Source organism: Geodermatophilus sp. SYSU D00867 (assembly GCF_054050315.1).
The window spans coordinates 1-18920 of record NZ_JBJGZC010000007.1; the positions used below are offsets into that span (position 1 = coordinate 1).

18 protein-coding genes are annotated in these 18920 nt (G+C 78.5%); 9 read left to right on the plus strand and 9 right to left on the minus strand.

The genetic code is table 11. The features are described 5' to 3' along the window. Nucleotides 1–249 precede the first annotated feature (249 nt). Both yczR and ACI8AK_RS07960 read right to left on the minus strand, forming a co-directional pair. Nucleotides 250–1695: a MocR-like transcription factor YczR gene (gene yczR, locus ACI8AK_RS07955; RefSeq protein WP_456901768.1), complete on the minus strand. Its 1446-nt coding sequence runs from the start codon at nucleotides 1693–1695 to the stop codon at nucleotides 250–252. Nucleotides 1696–1960: 265 nt separating this feature from the next. Continuing rightward, nucleotides 1961–2938, minus strand: coding sequence for a cobalamin biosynthesis protein (locus ACI8AK_RS07960; protein WP_456901767.1), 978 nt, complete (start codon nucleotides 2936–2938; stop codon nucleotides 1961–1963). Between the two features lie 40 nt (nucleotides 2939–2978). Between ACI8AK_RS07960 and def the strand changes: the two genes are divergently transcribed. The 3 genes from def to cobM are packed head-to-tail and all read left to right on the plus strand — an operon-like array spanning nucleotide 2979 to nucleotide 5567. Beyond that, nucleotides 2979–3536, plus strand: a complete 558-nt coding sequence (gene def, locus ACI8AK_RS07965) for a peptide deformylase (protein WP_387987339.1) — start codon at nucleotides 2979–2981, stop codon at nucleotides 3534–3536. Continuing rightward, nucleotides 3533–4780 (plus strand): precorrin-6y C5,15-methyltransferase (decarboxylating) subunit CbiE, encoded by a 1248-nt coding sequence (gene cbiE, locus ACI8AK_RS07970; RefSeq protein ID WP_456955769.1) that lies wholly within the window; start codon nucleotides 3533–3535, stop codon nucleotides 4778–4780. The genes def and cbiE overlap by 4 nt, the downstream gene beginning before the upstream one ends. A gap of 40 nt (nucleotides 4781–4820) precedes the next feature. Beyond that, nucleotides 4821–5567: a precorrin-4 C(11)-methyltransferase gene (cobM, locus tag ACI8AK_RS07975; RefSeq protein ID WP_456901766.1), complete on the plus strand. Its 747-nt coding sequence runs from the start codon at nucleotides 4821–4823 to the stop codon at nucleotides 5565–5567. On the opposite strand, the gene ACI8AK_RS07980 is transcribed toward cobM, so the two are convergent. Further along, nucleotides 5558–6640, minus strand: a complete 1083-nt coding sequence (locus tag ACI8AK_RS07980) for a cobalt-precorrin-5B (C(1))-methyltransferase (protein ID WP_456901765.1) — start codon at nucleotides 6638–6640, stop codon at nucleotides 5558–5560. The two genes, cobM and ACI8AK_RS07980, sit on opposite strands and share 10 nt — an antisense overlap. A gap of 26 nt (nucleotides 6641–6666) precedes the next feature. Between ACI8AK_RS07980 and ACI8AK_RS07985 the strand changes: the two genes are divergently transcribed. Together ACI8AK_RS07985 and ACI8AK_RS07990 are read left to right on the plus strand one after the other, a co-directional pair. Continuing rightward, complete coding sequence (locus tag ACI8AK_RS07985; RefSeq protein ID WP_456955770.1) at nucleotides 6667–7443, plus strand: cobalt-precorrin-6A reductase; 777 nt, start codon at nucleotides 6667–6669, stop codon at nucleotides 7441–7443. Then, complete coding sequence (locus tag ACI8AK_RS07990) at nucleotides 7440–7922, plus strand: FBP domain-containing protein (protein ID WP_456955910.1); 483 nt, start codon at nucleotides 7440–7442, stop codon at nucleotides 7920–7922. Before ACI8AK_RS07985 ends, ACI8AK_RS07990 begins: the two co-directional genes overlap by 4 nt. A gap of 9 nt (nucleotides 7923–7931) precedes the next feature. Here ACI8AK_RS07990 and ACI8AK_RS07995 read toward each other — a convergent pair whose 3' ends face one another. Then, nucleotides 7932–8819 (minus strand): hypothetical protein, encoded by an 888-nt coding sequence (locus ACI8AK_RS07995; RefSeq protein ID WP_456955772.1) that lies wholly within the window; start codon nucleotides 8817–8819, stop codon nucleotides 7932–7934. A gap of 94 nt (nucleotides 8820–8913) precedes the next feature. On the opposite strand from ACI8AK_RS07995, the gene ACI8AK_RS08000 reads away from it, so the two are divergent. The 3 genes from ACI8AK_RS08000 to ACI8AK_RS08010 are packed head-to-tail and all read left to right on the plus strand — an operon-like array spanning nucleotide 8914 to nucleotide 12898. Further along, a complete protein-coding gene (locus tag ACI8AK_RS08000; protein ID WP_456955774.1) occupies nucleotides 8914–9573 on the plus strand; it encodes an HAD hydrolase-like protein in 660 nt (219 codons plus the stop codon). Between the two features lie 29 nt (nucleotides 9574–9602). Beyond that, on the plus strand, nucleotides 9603–11303 hold the full coding sequence (locus ACI8AK_RS08005; protein ID WP_456955776.1) for an ABC transporter: 1701 nt from the start codon (nucleotides 9603–9605) through the stop codon (nucleotides 11301–11303). Beyond that, complete coding sequence (locus ACI8AK_RS08010; protein ID WP_456901761.1) at nucleotides 11300–12898, plus strand: GTPase; 1599 nt, start codon at nucleotides 11300–11302, stop codon at nucleotides 12896–12898. Before ACI8AK_RS08005 ends, ACI8AK_RS08010 begins: the two co-directional genes overlap by 4 nt. Here ACI8AK_RS08010 and ACI8AK_RS08015 read toward each other — a convergent pair. Next, the gene (locus ACI8AK_RS08015; RefSeq protein ID WP_456955778.1) at nucleotides 12895–13851 is read right to left on the minus strand and encodes an SDR family NAD(P)-dependent oxidoreductase; all 957 of its coding nucleotides are present in this window, start codon (nucleotides 13849–13851) and stop codon (nucleotides 12895–12897) included. The genes ACI8AK_RS08010 and ACI8AK_RS08015 overlap by 4 nt on opposite strands. A 236-nt stretch (nucleotides 13852–14087) precedes the next feature. Here ACI8AK_RS08015 and ACI8AK_RS08020 point away from each other — a divergent pair, with 236 nt between their 5' ends. Next, nucleotides 14088–14318: a hypothetical protein gene (locus ACI8AK_RS08020; RefSeq protein ID WP_456955780.1), complete on the plus strand. Its 231-nt coding sequence runs from the start codon at nucleotides 14088–14090 to the stop codon at nucleotides 14316–14318. Here the strand turns inward: ACI8AK_RS08020 and ACI8AK_RS08025 are convergent. The 4 genes from ACI8AK_RS08025 to ACI8AK_RS08040 form a co-directional block, all read right to left on the minus strand. Further along, nucleotides 14315–15454: a DUF222 domain-containing protein gene (locus ACI8AK_RS08025; protein ID WP_456955782.1), complete on the minus strand. Its 1140-nt coding sequence runs from the start codon at nucleotides 15452–15454 to the stop codon at nucleotides 14315–14317. The two genes, ACI8AK_RS08020 and ACI8AK_RS08025, sit on opposite strands and share 4 nt — an antisense overlap. 66 nt (nucleotides 15455–15520) lie before the next feature. Then, nucleotides 15521–16747 (minus strand): MFS transporter, encoded by a 1227-nt coding sequence (locus ACI8AK_RS08030; RefSeq protein WP_387987320.1) that lies wholly within the window; start codon nucleotides 16745–16747, stop codon nucleotides 15521–15523. A 38-nt stretch (nucleotides 16748–16785) separates the two neighbouring features. Then, entirely contained in the window at nucleotides 16786–18282 is a 1497-nt protein-coding gene (locus tag ACI8AK_RS08035; RefSeq protein ID WP_387987318.1) for a precorrin-2 C(20)-methyltransferase, read from the minus strand. Further along, complete coding sequence (locus ACI8AK_RS08040) at nucleotides 18279–18899, minus strand: precorrin-8X methylmutase (RefSeq protein WP_456901756.1); 621 nt, start codon at nucleotides 18897–18899, stop codon at nucleotides 18279–18281. The genes ACI8AK_RS08035 and ACI8AK_RS08040 overlap by 4 nt, the downstream gene beginning before the upstream one ends. Nucleotides 18900–18920: the final 21 nt, after the last annotated feature.

Consider the following 18920-nt stretch of genomic DNA (forward strand, 5'->3'; position numbering starts at 1 on the left):
GGGGGAGGGGCGGAGGGGTCGTCCGGGCGGCCGGTGGGCGGTGCTTGGAGGCGACACGCGACTGCGTCGACGTCATGGCGGGCTCCGAGAGGACGCGCCGGGTGGGGGGCCCGGCGAGAGCGCCGCACAGCCGGCTGTTCGACCATCTGCGGATCGCCGGGGGAGTTCCCGGCCGCTCGGGGACCTCCATGACGGTAGTCCCCCGGGACCGGGGGCGCACGACCGTCGGACGACCCGGTCCGGTGCGTGTCACACCACCGTGAGGGGCCGCACCGGGTGTCGCACCACCGGATCGCGGCGCAGGGCGGCGTCGACGGCGGCGAGGCCGGCGACGGCGCTGCGCAGGTCCGCCGCGGGGAGGGTGAACGGCACCCGCAGGTGGTCGTCGAAGGCGGTGCCGGTGCCGAACGCGCGGCCCTCGGCGAGCAGCAGCCCGAGCGGGGCGGCGGCGGCCGCCAGCGCCGCGGAGCTCGTGCCCGGTGGGAGCGTGCACCAGACCGACAGGCCGCCACGCGGGGGCGCCGCGGTCCACGCCGGCAGCCGGGCCGCCAGCTCGGCCAGCAGCACCTCCCGGCGCTCGCGCAGCAGCGCCCGCCGCTGCTCCAGGACCGCGTCCAGGTCCCGCACCAGGGTCGCCGCGGCCAGCTGGTCGAGCAGGCCCACCGAGAGCTGGCGGCGGCCGAGGGCGGCGCCGAGCGAGCCGGCGAGGGCGGCGTCGGTCCGCAGCCAGCCGACCCGCAGCCCGCCCCACACCGCCTTGGACAGCCCGCCGACGGTGATCGTCGCGGCGTCGGGCAGGCCCGCGGCGTACGGGGGCAGCGGCCCGTCGTCGAGGTGCAGCTCCGCGGTGACCTCGTCGACGACGGTCAGCACGCCCTGCTGCCACAGCGTCGCGGCCAGGCGGCGGCGCCCGGCGGCGGACAGCCGGGCGCCGCTGGGGTTGGAGAAGTCGGGCATCAGGAAGGCCATCCGCGGGCTGCTCTGCCGGACGGCGATGTGCGCGGCGCCGACTACCGCGTCGGGGTCGGCGGCGTCCACGGCCACCGGGACGCACCGGCCGCCGGCGGTGGTGACCAGGCCCAGCGCCCCCGGGTAGGTGGGGTGCTCGACCAGCACGCGGTCGCCGGGCTGCAGCAGCGTCTCGAACACCAGCGCGGTCGCGTCGCCGGTGCCCGCGGTGACCACCACCTGCTCGGGGTCGGTGGGCAGGCCGCGGGCGGTGTACCGGTCGGCGATCGCCGCGCGCAGCTCCGGCAGCCCGCCCGGCGCGTAGCCGTGGCCGGCGACGACGGCGGGCAGCCGCTCCAGCGCCTCCCGGTAGGCGGGCAGCAGCTGCGGCGCCGCCTCGGGCGCCGCGTGCGCGAGGTCGAGCACGCCCGGGTCGGTGGTCGGGGCGGTCCACACCGGGTCGGCCGCGGGCGCCTCGACGACGGTGCCCGCGCCGTGCCGCGTGCTCGCGTGCCCCTCCTCGCGCAGCAGCCGGTAGGCCGAGGCGACGGTCACCCGGCTGACCGCGAGCGCGGCCGCGAGGTCGCGCTCGGCCGGCAGCCGGGTGCCCGGCGCGAGCTGCCCGAGGGCCGCCAGCTCGCGGATGCGCCGGGCCAGCGCGGCGTACCGCGGGCCCGGCAGGTCACCCAGTGGCCCGACCAACCCGGCCAGCTCGGGAGCAGTGGACTGATCCGCGCTCGGTGGCATGCAGGCCACCATGCCGGATTGGACCGCTTCCGTCCAGGCCCGATGGTGCCACTGTCCTGTCCATGACCCCTGGTGCCCTCCTCGTCCTGCTGTTCCTGCTGGCCCTCGCCGCCCTGGCGGTGGGCACGCTGGTGGTCGCCGTCCGCGGCGGCCGCGGCCCGGCCGACCCGCCGGCCAGCCACCTCCGCGTCGACCCGTCCGGCTTCCCCGTGCCGTCGGCGCCGCGTGGCGCCCTGCACGGGCGCGGGCCGCGGACCCGGTCCCCTCAGCGGCCGCGGGCCGCCCTGGCCACGGCCGTCCTGCCCACGGCCGTCCTGCCCACGGCCGCGGCGGCCGCGGCGGCCACCCACACCGCGCGCGAGAGGCGCACCGCCCGCGCGACGTCGCTGCTGGCCGGCGCCGCCCCGTCGCCCAGCACCGGCCGGTCCTCCACCCGGCTGCCGTAGACGTTGCGCCCGCCCAGCCGCAGTCCCAGGGCGCCGGCCGCCGCGGCCTCGCAGCGGCCGGCGTTGGGGCTGGGGTGGGCGGCGCCGTCGCGGCGCCACACCCGCAGCGCCCCGCCCGCCGACCCACCGGCGAGCGGGGCGCAGGCCACGGTCAGCGCCGCGGTGAGCCGGGCGGGCAGCCAGTTGGCGACGTCGTCGGCGCGGGCGGCGGCCCAGCCGAACCGGGCGTGCCGCGGGGACCGGTGGCCGACCATCGCGTCGAGGGTGTTGACCGCGCGGTACCCCAGCAGCCCGGGCAGCCCGGCCAGCGCGCCCCACACCAGCGGCGCGACGGCGGCGTCGGAGGTGTTCTCCGCGACCGACTCGACGGTGGCCCGGGCCAGCTCCGCCTCGTCGAGGGTCGAGGGGTCCCGCCCGGCGAGCGTGGGCAGCAGCGCCCGCGCCGCGGGCAGGTCGCCGGACTCCAGCGCGCCGGCCATCGCGGTCGCCGCCCGGCCCAGCGAGGTGCCGCCCAGCACCGCCCACGCGGTGGCGGCGACGGCGGCGGTGCGCGCCGCCGGCCGGCCACGGGTGGCGCGGTCCACCGCGGCCCCCAGCCCGGCCGCGCCCGCCACGAGCACCGCCGCGTACCCCGCACCCGCCGCGCGGGAGTCCCGCCAGACCCGCCGCTCCAGTGCGGCGGCGACCGTGCCGAACCCGGCCACCGGGTGACGCCGCGCGGGATCGGCGAGCAGCACGTCGGCGGCCGCGCCGAGCGCCAGGCCGAGGGCGGTGGGGACGTCTCGGCGGTGCGGCACGGTGCCCATCCTGCCGAGGGCGCTTCCTAGGATCGCGGCCATGCGCCTGCCCGGCCGTTACGACGGCGTCGCCCGGCCGATCGTCACCTACGGCAGCAACGAGGTGCTGCACCGCCCGACCGCCCCGGTCACCGAGTTCGACGAGCGGCTGCGGCGGCTGGTCCTCGACATGTTCGCCTCGATGCGCGAGGCCGACGGGGTGGGGCTGGCGGCCAACCAGATCGGCGTCGACGCGCGGGTGTTCGTCATCGACTGCCCGGACGCCGACGGCGAGGACGTCGTCGGCTACGTCGTCAACCCGCGGCTCACGCTGCTCGAGCCGACCGGCGGCGAGCCGGCCGAGGAGGTCACCGAGGAGGGCTGCCTGTCGGTGCCCGGGCCCTACGCCGAGCTCGCCCGCGCCTTCCGCGCCCGGGTCGACGGCGTCGACGTGAAGGGGGAGCCGGTCTCCATCGAGGCCACCGGCATGGCCGCGCGCTGCCTGCAGCACGAGGTCGACCACCTCGACGGCGTCGTCTACGTGGACCGGCTGCCCGAGGAGCTGCGCGAGAAGCTGCTCGCCGAGGCCGCCGGGCCCGAGGGCGAGCTGCCGGCGTGAGCGGGGTCCGGCAGGCGGACGCGGTGGAGGAGGCCGCGACGACCCCGATCGTCGTCGTCGGCATCGGCGCGGACGGCTGGGACGGGCTGGCCCCGACCTCGCGCGCCGAGGTCGAGCGGGCCGAGGTGCTGCTCGGCAGCTCCCGCCAGCTCGACCTGGTCCCGGAGGAGGTCCCCGCCGAGCGGGTGCCCTGGCCCTCGCCGCTCACCGAGGCGCTGCCCGGGCTGGTCGAGGAGCACGCCGGCCGCGCGCTGGTGGTGCTGGCCAGCGGCGACCCGATGCTGTCGGGCATCGGCACCACGCTGACCCGGCTGCTGGGCGCCGAGCGGGTGCGGGTGCTGCCGGCGCCGTCGTCGGTGTCGCTGGCCTGCGCGCGGCTGGGCTGGGCGGTCGAGGACACCGAGGTGGTCAGCCTGGTCGGCCGGCCGATCGAGCTGCTGCACCCGCACGTGCAGCCCGGCCGGCGGCTGCTGGTGCTCGGCTCCGACAGCGAGACGCCGGCGCAGGTGGCCGCGCTGCTGGCCGGCCGCGGCTACGGGCAGAGCCTGGTCACCGTGCTCGGCGGGCTCGGCGGCCCGGACGAGGAGGTGCGCACCGGCACCGCGGCCACCTGGTCGCAGCCGGCGCCGGCGCTGGTCGTCACCGCCGTCGAGTGCCGGGCCGACCGCGGCACCATGCCGCTGCCCACCACCCCGGGCCTGCCCGACGGCGCCTACGAGTCCGACGGGCAGCTGACCAGGTCGGAGGTCCGCGCGATCACGCTCGCCCGGCTGGCCGCCGTCCCCGGGCAGCTGCTGTGGGACGTCGGGGCCGGCGCCGGGTCGATCGGCATCGAGTGGATGCGCGCGCACCCGACCTGCCGCGCCGTCGCGGTGGAGGCATCGGCCGAGCGGGCCGAGCGGATCGCCCGCAACGCCGGGCGCCTCGGCGTCCCGTACCTGCGGGTGGTGCACGGGCACGCGCCGGACGTCCTCTCCCGGCTGGGCGCCCCGGACGCGGTGTTCATCGGCGGCGGGCTCACCACGCCGCTGCTGGTCGAGACCTGCTGGGACGCGCTGCCGGTGGGCGGCCGCATGGTGGCCAACGCGGTCACGGTCGAGAGCGAGGCGGTGCTCGCCCAGTGGCACGCGCGGGTCGGCGGGGAGCTGGTGCGGGTCGGGGTGCAGCGCGCCGAGCCGGTCGGGTCGTTCACCGGCTGGAAGCCCGCGATGCCCGTGACGATCTGGTCGGTGACCCGCTGGTGACCGGAGCCTGTTCCGCCGTTCGCGCGCGAAGGGCGAATCCGTGACCGTCCACTTCATCGGGGCCGGGCCCGGGGCCGCGGACCTCGTCACGCTGCGGGCGGCGCGGATCATCGCCAGCGCCCCGGTCTGCCTCTACGCCGGCGCCCTGGTGCCCCGCGAGCTGCTCGACACCGCCCCGCCCGGCGCCCGGCTGGTCGACACCGCCGACCTCGACCTGGACCGGATCACCGCCGAGCTGGTGGCCGCGCACGAGGCCGGCCACGACGTCGCCCGGCTGCACTCCGGCGACCCGTCGGTCTACAGCGCCGTGGCCGAGCAGATGCGCCGGCTCGACGCCGCGGGGGTGCCCTACGACGTCGTCCCGGGGGTGCCCGCGTTCGCCGCCGCGGCCGCCGCGCTCAAGCGGGAGCTCACCGTGCCCGGCGTCGGGCAGACCGTCGTCCTCACCCGCACCAGCGCGCGGTCCACGCCGATGCCGCCGGGGGAGGAGCTGGCCGCCTACGCCGCCACCGGCGCCACGCTCGTGCTGCACCTGGCCGTGCAGCGGATGGCCGAGCTCGCGCCGCAGCTGGCCGAGCACTACGGCGCCGACGGCCCGGTCGCCGTCGTGGCCCGGGCCAGCCGCGACGACGAGCTGGTGCTGCGCGGCACGCTCGCCGACATCGCCGGGCAGGTCGAGGCCGCGGGCGTCAGGCGGACCGCGGTCGTGGTCGTGGGCCCGGTGCTCACCGCGGAGCAGTTCCCCGACAGCCACCTCTACTCGACGACGAGATGCCGTCACGCCTGACCCACCACCGCGCCGGCGCGGTCGACCACCACGACGTCGACCGCGACCGGGGCTCCCCGCAGCACGCCGAGCGCCGTCTCCCGGGCGCCCGCCGCCACCAGGTCGCCCAGCGGCAGCCCGGCCGCCTGGCACTGCCGCAGCGCGTCGAGCGCGGTGTTGGCGCCGCGCACGCCCGCGACCAGCTCCGCGGAGCCGCCCGCGGCCGCCACCCGCGCGGCCAGCGAGTCGAAGGAGACCTGCGAGCGGCCCGAGTGCAGGTCGAGGTGGCCGTCGGCGAGCTTGGCCAGCTTGCCGATGCCGCCGGCCACGGTCAGCCGCGGCACCGGGTGGCGGCGCAGGTACTTGAGCACGGCGCCGGCGAAGTCGCCCATGTCGAGCAGCGCGTCCTCGGGCAGGCCGTAGAGCTCCTGCACCGTCCGCTCGCTGGTGGAGCCGGTGCACCCGGCCACGTGCTCGTGCCCGGCGGCCCGGGCGACGTCGATGCCGCGGCGGATCGAGTCGATCCACGACGAGCAGGAGTACGGCACGACGACGCCGGTCGTGCCGAGCACCGACAGCCCGCCGACGATGCCCAGCCGCGGGTTCCACGTCCTCCGCGCCAGCTCGGCGCCGTTCTCGATGGACACCTCGACGACGACGTCGCCGCTGCCGCCGTGCCGCGCCGCCACCGCCGCGACGTGCTCGCGGATGAACTGCCGCGGCATCGGGTTGATCGCCGGCTCGCCGACCGCCAGCGGCAGCCCGGGCTTGGTCACGGTGCCCACGCCCTCGCCGGCGCGGAAGACCACCCCGCTGCCCGGCTCGCCGTGCGAGACCCGCGCGCTCACCAGCGCGCCGTGGGTGACGTCGGGGTCGTCGCCGGCGTCCTTGACGATCCCGGCGGTGGCCGCGCCGGGATCGAGCGACTCGCGGGCCAGCGCGAACGAGGGGTGCCGGTCGTTCGGCAGGTCGATGGTCACCGGGTCGGGGAACTCGCCGGTGAGCAGCGCGGTGTAGGCCGCGGTGGTGGCCGCCGTCGCGCACGCGCCGGTGGTCCAGCCGTGCCGCAGCCCGGAGGCGCCGTCCCTGCTCACCGGCCCATGATCCCCGGCGGCGCGGCGTGAGCGGGCGGGTGCTGGTCCTCGGCGGCACCGGCGAGGCGCGGCGGCTGGCCGCGGCCCTGGTCGAGCGCGGGGTCGACGTCCTGTCCAGCCTCGCCGGGCGGGTGGCCGACCCGGTGCTGCCCGTGGGCGGCGTGCGGGTCGGCGGCTTCGGCGGCGCCGACGGGCTGGCCGACTGGCTGGCCACGCACCGGCCGCGGGCCGTCGTCGACGCGACCCACCCGTTCGCCGCCCGGATCACCGCGAACGCGACGGCCGCGGCGCGGCGGCAGGGCGTGCCGCTGCTGCGGCTGCAGCGGCCGGGCTGGACGCCGGGGCCTGCGGACCGGTGGACGTACGTGGACTCCCTGGCCGACGCGGCCGCGGCGGTCCGGGACGCCGGCACCGTCTTCCTCACCACCGGCCGGCAGGGCGTCGGCGCGTTCGCGGCGCTGCCCGGGCGGGTGCTGGTGCGCTCGGTCGACCCGCCGGACGAGCCGCTGCCCGCGGGCGCGGTGCTGCTGCTGGCCCGCGGCCCGTTCACGGTCGAGGAGGAGGTCGCGCTGCTGCGCGAGCACGGCGTCGACGTCGTCGTGACCAAGGACTCCGGCGGGCACATGACCGAGGCCAAGCTGGTCGCCGCCCGGCGGCTCGGGCTGCCGGTGGTGCTGGTCCGCCGCCCGCCGCTGCCCCCGGGGGTCGACGTCGTGGCCACCGTCGAGGAAGCGGTGGAGTGGCTAAATGCGTTGAGACGTGACGGTGCCGGAACGGAGGATGGCCCCTCGTGGAACCGATGACCGAGCAGCAGGTGCGGCGCTCCTTCGTCAACTGCTCGAAGGGCGAGGCCAACTCCGCCACCCTCCCGCGCGACCTCGTCGACCTGCCGTGGGACGAGCTCGAGGTGCTCGGCTGGCGCGACCCGAAGGCGCCGCTGCGCGGCTACCTCGTCGTCCAGCGGGAGGGGCAGCCGGTCGGCATCGCGCTGCGCGCCGCGGAGTCGCGGATGTCGGCGCGCCGGACCGTCATGTGCCTGCTGTGCCAGTCCACCCACTCCGGCGACGCCGTCTCGCTGTTCACCGCGCGCCGCGCCGGCGAGGCCGGCCGCAACGGGAACACCGTGGGCACCTACGTGTGCGCCGACCTCGGCTGCGCCGCCCGCGCCCGCACCGAGATCCCGCCGTGGCTGCGCGACCGCGACCCGGCCGAGGTGGGCGAGGAGCGGGTCGCCGAGCTACGGGAGCGGGTGCAGACCTTCCTGGACGCCGTCACCGGCTGACCCGGCGCGTCAGCGTCCCGCGGGGCCGGCGCCGGGGTGCCGGTCGCGGTCGGCCCTCGCCGCGGCGCGGTCGCGGGCGGCCCGCTCCCGGTCGGCGCGGGCGCCCTCGCGGTCCCGGGCCGCCGCCCTGCGGTCCTCCTCCGCCGCCCGGCGGTCGGCGGCGTCGGCCGCCCGGTCGGCCTCGGCCCGCGCCCGGTCGTCCTCGGCCTGGGCGCGGTAGCTCTCGGCGACCTGGGCGTCGATGGCCCGCTGGTGCTCCCGCCGCTCGGACGGCACCCCGCCGGCCGAGGCGGCCGCCCGCTGGCGCCAGCGCTCCTGCTCGGCCCGGCGCAGGTCGGCGGCCGACTCCCGGCGCTCGGCGGCGGCGGCCCGCTCCGCTGCCCGCTGGTCACGCTCGGCGGCCACCTCGTCGCGCTGTCGCGCCGCCTCCTCGCGGAGCAGCGCCGCCTCCTCCCATCGGCGGGCCGCCTGGTCGCGGCGACCGGCGGCGTCCTCCCGCGCCCGGTCGGCGGCCCTCCGCGCCCGCTCGGCGTGCGCCGTGTCCGTGTCCCCGGGGGTGGTGACCGCGTCCCCGGGGGTGGTGGCCGCCGGCCACCGGACGGCCCGGTCCCGCTCGTGGTCGACGGCCCGCAGCGCCGCCGCGGCCTCGCGCAGGTACCCCTGCGCGTCCTCGACGCGGCCCCTGCGCAGGGCTCGTTCGGCGAGGGCGAGATGGGTGGCGGCGACGGCGTGCTCGGTCGTGGCCATCGCCTCGGCGCCCTGCACCAGCCGCTCCTGCAGCCGCCGGACGTCCTGCTGGAGGCGCTGGGAGGCATCCTCGGTGTGGCGGCCGTGCGGAACGCGCGCCGGCCGGTCCGGCGCGCCCTCGTCGGCGGTCCGCCCCCCGGACCCGTCCATGCGCGACAGCGTCGTCCGGGGGGAGGCTGCGGACAAGGGCGCCGGGTACCACGCCCTCGACCGGGGACCCCGACCGACCGGAGGCGCAGGTTCCGTGCCCGACGACCCCCGCCTTGTCCTGTTCGACCTCGACGGCACGCTGGTCGACTCGACGCCGGGCATCGCCGCCTCGGTGCGGGTGGCCGCGGCCGAGCTGGGCCTGCCCGAGCCGACGCCGGCGCAGCTGCGCGACATGGTCGGCCCGCCGCTGCAGGACGGCTTCGCCACGGTGCTCGGGGTCCCGCCCGCCGACGTCGACCGCGCGGTGGCCGCCTACCGGGCGCACTACACGGCCGGCGCGCTGCTCGACGTCGCCGTGTACGACGGGATCCCGGAGCTGCTGGCGACCCTCCGCGACGGCGGGGCGACCCTCGCCGTCGCGACCAGCAAGCCCGAGGTGTTCGCCGTGCGGGTGCTCGAGGCGACCGGCCTGCGCGCGGCGTTCGCGAGCGTGCACGGCGCCACCCTCGACGGCGCTGTGCGGCACAAGGACCAGGTGGTCGCCGCCGCGCTGGGCGCGCACCCCGCCGCGCGGCCGGCCGTGCTCGTCGGCGACCGCGCGCAGGACGTGCTGGGCGCGGCGGCGCACGGGCTGGCGTGCGTGGGCGCGGGCTGGGGACCGGGCGGTCCGGGCGAGCTGGAGGGGGCCGGCGCGGCCGTCGTCGTCGCGACGCCGAGGGAGGTGCCGGCCGCGCTCGCGGCGCTCGACGGGTAGCGGACCGCCGTCCGGGCTAGTTACCCGAGGTGACCGGGGCCGTTCCGCTGACCGATGCGCTGCAGGAGCTGCGCGACGCCGTCGCCGCGGCGCCGCTCGGCCTGGCCACCCCCGCGCGGGAGGCGACCGCGCGCACCGCCCGGGCGGTGGTCGACCAGGTCGACGACTACCTGCTGCCCCGGCTGCGCGACCTCGACGCCCCGCTGCTGGCCGTCGTCGGCGGCTCGACGGGCGCGGGCAAGTCCACGCTGGTCAACAGCGTGCTCGGCGCGCGGGTGACCACGCCCGGCGTGCTCCGGCCGACCACCCGCGCCCCCGTGCTGGTCTGCTCGTCGGCCGACGTGCCGGCGTTCTCCGGCGACCGCGTGCTCCCCGGCCTGCCGCGCACGACCGGCGAGGGCGACGTCGTCGGCGGGCTGCGCCTGGTCCCGAGCGAGGCGCTGCCGGCCGGGCTCGCGCTCGTCGACGCCCCCGACGTCGACTCGGTGGTGGAGACCAACCGCGACCTCGCCGGGCAGCTGCTGTCGGCGGCGGACCTGTGGGTCTTCGTGACGACGGCGGCCCGCTACGCCGACGCCGTCCCGTGGGACCTGCTGCGCACGGCGCAGGAGCGCGGCACCGCGCTGGCGGTCGTGCTGGACCGGGTGCCGCCCGAGGCGGTGAGCGAGGTGGCCGCCGACCTCGCCGGGATGCTGCAGCGCGGCGGCCTGGGGACGGCGCGGCTGTTCGTGGTGGAGGAGCGGCCGCTGCGCGACGGCTTCCTGCCCGAGGAGCAGGTGGCGCCGCTGCGCGACTGGCTGCGCGGGCTGGCGGCCGACCAGGAGCAGCGCGCCGCCGTCGTGCGGCAGACGCTCGCCGGGGCGCTGGAGAGCCTCGACGGGCGGGTGGCCGCGGTCGCCGACGGGGTGGACGAGCAGGCCGCGGCGGCGGCCGCCCTCGCCGACGCCGCCGACGCGGCCTACGGCGCGGCGCGGCAGGCGGTCGCCGAGGGCGTGGGCAACGGCAGCCTGCTGCGCGGCGAGGTGCTGGCCCGCTGGCAGGACTTCGTGGGCACCGGCGAGTGGATGCGCTCGCTGCAGAACCGGGTGGGCCGGCTGCGCGACCGGCTGGGCGCCGCGCTCACCGGCCGCCCGACGTCGACGGACTCGCTGCACGGCGCCCTGGAGTCGGGCGTGGAGACGCTGCTGCGCGCGGAGGCCGGCCGTGCCGCCGACCGCACGGTGACGGCGTGGCGCTCGCTGCCCGGCGGGCCGGCGCTCGTCGCCGGGCGCGAGGAGGAGCTCGGGGCGGAGTCGCCGGACTTCGCGCCCGCGGCCGCCGACGAGGTGCGCGACTGGCAGGGCCACGTGCTCGACCTGGTGCGCGAGGAGGGCGCGGGCAAGCGCTCGCAGGCGCGGCTGCTGTCGTGGGGCGTGAACGGGGCCGGCGCGGTGGTGATGGTCGCCGTGTTCGCCTCGACGGCGGGGTTGTCGGGTGCGGAGCTCGCCGTCGCCGGCGGGACGACGGCGCTCGGGCAGCGGGTGCTCGAGGCGGTGTTCGGCGACGCCGCGGTGCGCTCGCTGGCCGCCCGGGCCCGCGCCGACCTCGACGCCCGCGCCGACCGGCTGCTGGCCGCCGAGCAGGACCGCTTCGAGGAGCTGCTCGCCGTCGCCGCGGACGCCCCCGCCGCGGCGGAGGAGCTGCGCTCGGCCGTCGCCACGCTGGCCGCGGCCCGGGGAGCCGCCGCGTGAGGGGCCGCGGGCCGTCGCTGGCCGACCGGCTGGCCGCGCTGCGCGAGGCGGTGGAGGTCGCCGACGGGCGGCTGGAGGTGCCCGAGGTGGGCACGGCCCGGTCGCTGCTGGCCAAGGCCGGGGCCCGCGAGGCGCTGGGCGACGCGACCGTCGTCGCGCTCGCGGGGGCCACCGGCAGCGGCAAGTCCACGCTGTTCAACGCGCTGTCCGGGGCGGAGGTGAGCACACCCGGCGTGCGGCGGCCGACCACCGGCGTCGCGCACGCCAGCGTCTGGGGGGACCCCTCCACCGGAGCGCACGGCGCCGACCGGTTGCTCGACTGGCTGGAGGTGCCGCGGCGGCACCGGGTCGCCGACCCCGACCCCGCGCTCGACGGCCTGGTGCTGCTGGACCTGCCCGACCACGACAGCGTGCGGCTGGAGAACCGGCTGGAGGTCGACCGGCTGGTGCAGCTGGTCGACGTCCTGGTGTGGGTGCTGGACCCGCAGAAGTACGCCGACGACGCCGTCCACACCCGGTACCTCGCGCCGCTGGCCGGGCACGCGGGCGTGCTGCTGGTGGTGCTCAACCAGGTGGACCGGCTCGACGAGGCGGCGGTCGCCGCGTGCCTGGCCGACCTGCGCCGGCTGCTCGACGAGGAGGGCCTGGCCGGGGTGCCGGTGCTGCCCACCGCGGCGCCCAGCGGCCTGGGCCTGCCGCAGCTGCGGGCCGAGCTGGGCCGCCGCGTGGGCGCCCGCAAGGCCGCCACCGACCGGCTGACCGCGGACGCGCGGGGCGCCGCCTCGGCCCTGGCCGCCCACTGCGCCTCCGACGCCGGCCGCGACCGCGGGCCGGACCGGGCGGCGCGGGAGGAGCTCACCGGGGCGCTCGCCGACGCCGCGGGGGTGCCGGCGGTGGCCGCCGCGGTCGAGCGCTCGGCGCGCCGCAGCGGCGTGGCGCACACCGGCTGGCCGGTGCTGCGGTGGACGTCGAAGCTGCGGGCCGATCCGCTGGGCCGGCTCAACCTGGGGGACGAGCGGTCGCGGACCTCGCTGCCGCAGGCGGGCGCGGTGCAGCGGGCCGGGATGGACGCCGCGTTGCGCCGGGCCCGCGACGAGGCCGGCCGCGGGCTGCCGCCGGCCTGGCGCGACGAGCTGCGCCGCACGTCGGAGGACACGGAGGAGCGGCTGCCCGACCGGCTCGACCGCGCCGTCGCCGGCACCGACCTCGGCCCCGACCGGACGCCGCTCTGGCAGCGCGCGGCCGGGGGCCTGCAGTGGCTGCTGGCGCTCACCGCGCTGGTGGGCGCGCTGTGGCTGCTCGCGCTGGCCGGCCTCGGGCTGCTGCAGCTCGACGACGTCCTCCCACTGCCACGGGTGCAGGGCATCCCGCTGCCCACGCTGCTGCTGGCCGGCGGGCTGCTCGCCGGGCTGCTGCTCGCGCTGCTGTGCCGGCCGCTCGTGGCGGCGGGCGCCAGACGCCGGGCGCGGACGGCGCGGCGCCGGCTCACCGCCCGGGTGGCGGAGGTGGCCGACGAGGAGGTGCTGGCGCCGCTGGCGGAGGCGCGCGCCGACCACGACCGGTTCTGCGCCGCGGTGGGACGGGCGGCCTCCTAGCGGCGGGTGGCGGCCCAGACCGCCGCACCGGCCAGCCCGGCGGTGCCCGCCACGACCCGTCCCCGGCGACGCTGCGGACCTCCCCAGTCCCCGCGCACCAGCGCCGGTCCGGGGGAGGGGGCGAACAGGGCGCCGTCGGTGGGGCCGTCCGGGCGGCCGGCGCGCAGCAGGTGGCGCCCGAGCACGCGGGCGGTCAGCCGGCCGACCCGGTCGGGAGCCAGCGGGTAGGCGGCGGCGAGGACGTTCTGCAGGCCGGGGCGTACCGACCGCCGCGGGTCGGCGAGCAGGCCGGCGATCCGCTCGGCCACCCGCTCGGGGCGCATGACGGGCGGCAGTGGCCGCAGCGTGCGACCGGTGCGGTTGCCCGAGGCCCGGGCGGTGGGGGTGTCGGTGAAGGGTGGGTGGACGGCGCAGACGGCGATCCTCGAGCGGATCCCCAGCTCGTGCCGCAGCGCCTCGGTCAGCCCCGCGACCCCGTACTTGGCGGCGGTGTAGGTGGCCGCCCACGGGGTCGGTACCCGTCCGGCGATCGACCCCACGTTGACGATCACGGCGGGACCGCCGGAGGCCAGCATCCGCGGGACGGCGGCCGCGCAGCCGTGCAGGACACCGAGCAGGTCGACCTCGAGCAGCCGCCTCTGCGTGGCCAGCGGGATCTCCTCGAAGGGCCCCCACAGGCTGGTGCCGGCGACGTTGGCCCAGCCGTCGATCCGGCCGAAGCGCTCGACGGCGGCGCCGGCCAGGCGCTCGACCTGGCCGGGGTCGGTCACGTCGGTCGGGACGGTCAGCACCTCGGCGCCCAGGACGGTGCACTGCGCGGCGGCCTCCGCCAGCCGGTCGGCGCCCCGGGCGGCCAGCACCAGCCGCGCTCCGCGCTCGGCGAGCAGGCGTGCGGTGGCCAGCCCGATGCCGCTCGACCCACCGGTGACCACGACGACCGGACCGCTGCCCATGCCGTCCCGGTACCCGGATGTGCCCGGGGCAGGCGGTCATCCAGGGGGTCGGCTCGTCGCGGGGCGGGGCGAGCGGCATCGGGCTGGTCCTTCGGATCAGAACGGTGGCGGGGTCGTCGTCCGGGTGGGCCGGTGACGGTGGTCCGGGATCGGCCGGTGGTGGACCGGGTTCGGTCGGGGGCGGTCGCAGGCCCGGTGGCCGGGTGGTGCGGGTGATCCCGGACGGGGTGGTGACGGTGAGGGTCCCGTCGGCGCTCATGTGGAAGCGCCAGCCGCGGGCGAAGGTCTTGAGGCGGTGGTGGCTGCGGCACAGGCAGCACTGGTTGGCGCAGTCGGTGGCGCCGCCGGTGGCGTGGGGGATGACGTGGTCGGTGTCGGCCCAGCCGACGCGCTGGCCGCAGGTGGGGAAGCGGCAGGTGCGGTCGCGGGTGTGCACGAACGCCTGCTGCTTGGCCGAGGGCTCCTAGCCGTCGGTCTCGGCCGGGCGGTCGAGCACCGCGCACTCGCAGTCGGCGTCGGCCGGGTGGTCGGCGCAGCCGGTGCGGGCGAGCCGGCGCAACCGGTTCAGCGTGGTCGTCGCCCGCAGCGTGCCGTCGTCGTCGACCAGCGCCAGGGTGACCGAGCCGCCCTCCGGTGCCCGGACGCCGAGTGCCTCCAGTTGCTGCAGGAGCTCACGCAGGTGGGCGGCGGTGATCGGCAACCCGTTCACCTGGCCGGCCTCGTCGCTGCGGCCGGTCAGCGCGGCGAGGGTGGCGATGACCTGCAGATGCGCGGTCACCGGCGGGCGGCCGGTCTCCCACGGGCGCTGCAGCAGATCGGCGAGGACCAGGGTGCGCAGCTGCCCGATCGGCCGCTCGTCCCCGTCGGCCTTGAGCATCCGGGCCAGCTCGTCGACCACTGCCTCACAGGCGGCGGTCACGTCAGTCGGTAGCTCGGCGGTCAGCGTGGCCATGCCGTCGCGGGGGGAGGGGTGGATGCGCACGTCGGCGTGCCGCTGCGCGGTCGCCCTCCGCTGGTCGATGGCCTCGGCGTCGGCGTCGAGCAGCAGCGCCAGCACGCGCTTCTTCAGCTTCCCCACTGTGAGCGAGGCCGCCTCGGGCAGCACGGCCGCCTCGACGCGGCGGGCGAGGGCGAGGTCGGTGTGCTCGAGCACGTCGACCAGGGCCTTGGCGCGGGCCTCGTCCAGCGCGCCGGCGGCCAGCGCCGCCCAGGTGCCGGGCAGGTGGGAGCGGTACGTCCAGGCGCGGTGGGCGAGGTGGGAGGCGGTGCCGGGGCCGACGCTCAGCACCACCGCCAGCTCCGCGGTGAAGAACTCCGAGACACCCGGCAGCTCGGGATCCGGCGCCCAGGAGCCCGTCCGGGCGCCGGGGGCGCCCGGCGCGGGATCGTCGTCGGCCGGGGAGTCGTCGGCCAGGCCCAGGACGAGCTCCGCCTCGTAGGCGGCGGCCATCGCCTTGAGCGCCTGCACCCGTTCGAGCTCGGCGGCCTTCTGCTCCCGGGTCAGCAGGCTCACCGGCAGCCGCGGCAGCCGCACCGGCCGGTGCAGGACCGCGTCGACGAGCGCGCGCTCGATGAGCGACCCGGGACCGGCGACCTCCTGCACACCCCGCACGCTAGGAGAGGGGTACGACGGTTCCCGCTGGTCAGAGGGGAGTCGAGGGTGTGACCCTCAGGCGGCCAGCGGCTGCGACGGCTCGTCGGCGGGCACGGTCGCCGGGGTGCGCCGGTGCGACAGCCGCAGGCCGGCCGCCGCGCCCAGCGCCAGCACGATCACCACGGCGCCGTAGACCACCGCGGTCAGCCGCAGCCCGACCACGCCCGAGGCGATGCCCGCGACGATCGCCGGGATGCTGAACGCCAGGTAGCCGACGACGAAGACGCTCGACAGCAGCCCCGCGCGGTGGCCGGGCTCGACGCCCGCCGTCACGGTGGCCACGGTGCCGAGGAAGGCGGCGCCGAAGCCCAGGCCGGCCAGCCCGGACGCCACGAAGAACAGCCACAGCGTCCCGGTGACCAGAGCGACCAGCAGGCCCGCGACGGCGGCCGCGAACACGACGCAGCCCCCGCCCATCGCCCGGCGGGGCGGCACGTCCCGGGCGAGCACGCCACCGACGGCGGCGGCGCCCTGCATGCAGAGGATGAGCAGGCTGCCGACGAGGTGGTCGGCCACGCCGAACACACCGGCGGTCAGCGACGGTCCCAGCGACAGCACCAGCCCGCCCATCGCCCAGAGCGCGACCAGGCAGGGGACCCCGACGGCGAACGCGCGCCGCTGTGGCCGCGGCACCTCCACCCGCGGGCGCAGCGAGGCCAGCGCCCCGGGCACGCGCGGGGAGGTCTCAGGCAGCAGCCAGGCGAGGGCCGCGCCGAGCACGAAGGCCACGGTCAGCACGCCGAACACCCACGGCGTCGGCTCCGCGATCCCCTCGATGGCCAGGCCCGCGCCCACCGCGCCCAGCGACAGCCCGAGGCCCGGCGAGACGCTGTTGAGCAGCGCGCCCAGCGGGCGCGCCGAGGGGCGCTGCAGGTCGAGCAGCGCCGCGCCGAGCGACCCGGTCAGCGCGCCGGTCGACAGCCCCTGCAGCGTGCGCGCGGCCAGCAGCCAGCCCACGCCGTCGGCGGCGAGGAAGACCGCCATCGCGACCGCCTGCAGCAGCAGCCCGGCGGCGAGCACCGGCCGCCGGCCCACGTGGTCGGACAGGCTGCCGACCACCAGCAGCGCGGCGAGCAGCGCGAAGGCGTAGATGCCGAACACCAGCGTCAGGACGCCGGCGCCGAAGCCGAACTGCTCCTGGTAGACGCGGTACAGCGGCGACGGCACGCCGGAGGCGGCCAGCACCAGCACGAGGAGTCCGGCCACCGACCAGAACGCGACCGGGCGGGGGAGGCGGGGCACGACAGTTGCCAAGGCCACCGATCCGGCCGGCATTCCCGTCAGGACGGGTAGCGGCGCGGCGTGTAGACCTGCCCGGCCGGCGTCACCCGCGTCTGCGAGGACCCGACCAGCAGCAGGCAGCGCATGTCCACCGTCTCCGGGTCCAGGTCGCGCAGCGTCGTCACCCGGACCTCCTCCTCCGGCCCGCCGACGTCCCGGCCGACGACGACCACCGTCTCCGGCTCGCGCACCTCGCGCAGCGCGTCGAGCGCCTTGGCCAGCTGGTGCGGGCGCGCCTTGGACCGCGGGTTGTACAGCGCCAGCACCAGGTCGGCCGCCGCCGCGGAGCGCAGCCGGTCGAGGACGACGTCGAGCGGCTTGAGCACGTCGGAGAGGCTGATGACGGCGAAGTCGTGCCCGAGCGGCGCGCCGACCCGCGACGCGACCGCCTGCGCGGCGGTCAGCCCGGGCAGCACCCGCACGCGGACGCCGGCGTGCTCGGGCCGGGCGGCCACCTCGAGCACCGCGGCGGCCATGGCGAACACGCCCGGGTCGCCGCTGGAGACCACCGCGACCCGCCGTCCGGACCGGGCCAGCTCCAGCGCGTGCGCGGCCCGCTCGGCCTCCACCCGGTTGTCGCTGGGGTGGCGGGTCTGCCGCGGGTTGGCCGGCACCCGGTCCAGGTAGGGGCCGTAGCCGACCAGGTCGTCGGCGGCGGCGAGCGCGTCGGCCACCTCGGGGGTGGTCCAGCCGCGGGCGCCGGGGCCGAGGCCGACGACGACCACCTCGCCGGTCCGCGGGGCGGCGTCCGGGAGGTCCGCGGGGGCGGGCGTGGTCCCGGTGAGCGGCGAGGGCAGCAGCGCCAGGGAGAAGTACGGGACGGTCGCGGGGTCGACGTCGGCCAGCGGCATCGTCCGCTGGCGGTCGGTGGTGGCCCGCTCGACGTAGAGCGCGCGGTCGAGCACGCCGGCGGCCTCGAACGCCTCGCGGACCCGGCCGAACGTCCGGCCGAGCTTCACCACCGCGGCGGAGTCGGTGGTGGCCAGCCACTCGGCGAGCTCGTCGGCGGGCAGCGTGCCCGGCAGCACGGTGAGCACCTCGTCCCGCTCCACCAGCGGCCGCCCGACGACCGCCGCGGCGCCGCTGACGCTGGTCACGCCGGGCACCACCTCGGTCGGGTAGCGGTGGGCGAGCCGCTTGTGCATGTGCATGTAGGAGCCGTAGAAGAACGGGTCCCCCTCGGCGAGCACGACGACGTCGCGGCCGGCGTCGAGGTGCGCGGCCAGCCGGGCCGCGGCGGCCTCGTAGAACTCGTCGATCGCGCCCTGGTAGCCGCCGGGGTGGTCGGTGCCCTCGGTGGTGACCGGGTAGACCAGCAGCTCCTCGACCTGCCCCTCCCGCAGGTAGGGGGCGGCGAGCGCGCGGGCGACCGAGCGGCCGTGCTGCGCGGCGTGGAAGGCGACGACGTCGGCGGCGGCGATCAGCCGGGCGGCCTTGACGGTGACCAGCTCGGGGTCGCCGGGGCCCAGCCCGACCCCGTACAGGCGCCCGCTCACTCGACGTCGCTCGCGATCGCGTTGACCGCCGCCGCGGCCATGGCGCTGCCGCCCCGCCGGCCGCGGACCACGAGGAACGGCAGGTCGGAGGCGGCGAGGGCCTCCTTGGACTCGGCCGCGCCGATGAAGCCGACCGGGATGCCGAGGACGGCGGCCGGGCGGGGGGCGCCGGCGGCGACCATCTCGAGCAGGTGGAACAGCGCGGTGGGCGCGTTGCCGACGGCGACGACGGCGCCGTCGAGCCGGTCGCGCCACAGCTCCAGCGCGGCGGCGGTGCGGGTGGTGCCGAGCTCCGCGGCCAGCGCCGGCACGCGCGGGTCGCCGAGGGTGCAGACGACGTCGTTGTCCTCCGGCAGCCGCCGGCGGGTGACGCCGGAGGCGACCATCCGCGCGTCGCACAGGACGGGAGCGCCGGCGTCGAGGGCCTCCCGGGCGAGCCGGACGACGTCGGGGCTCGCGGCGACGTCGGCGGCCAGGTCGACCTGGCCGCAGGCGTGGATCATCCGGACGACCACCCGCGCGAGGTCCTCGGGCAGGCCGGCGAGGTCCGCCTCGGCGCGGATCGTCGCGAACGACCGCCGGTAGATCTCGGCGCCGTCCTTCTCGTACTCGTACATCGGGCAGGAGGCTACGTCGCG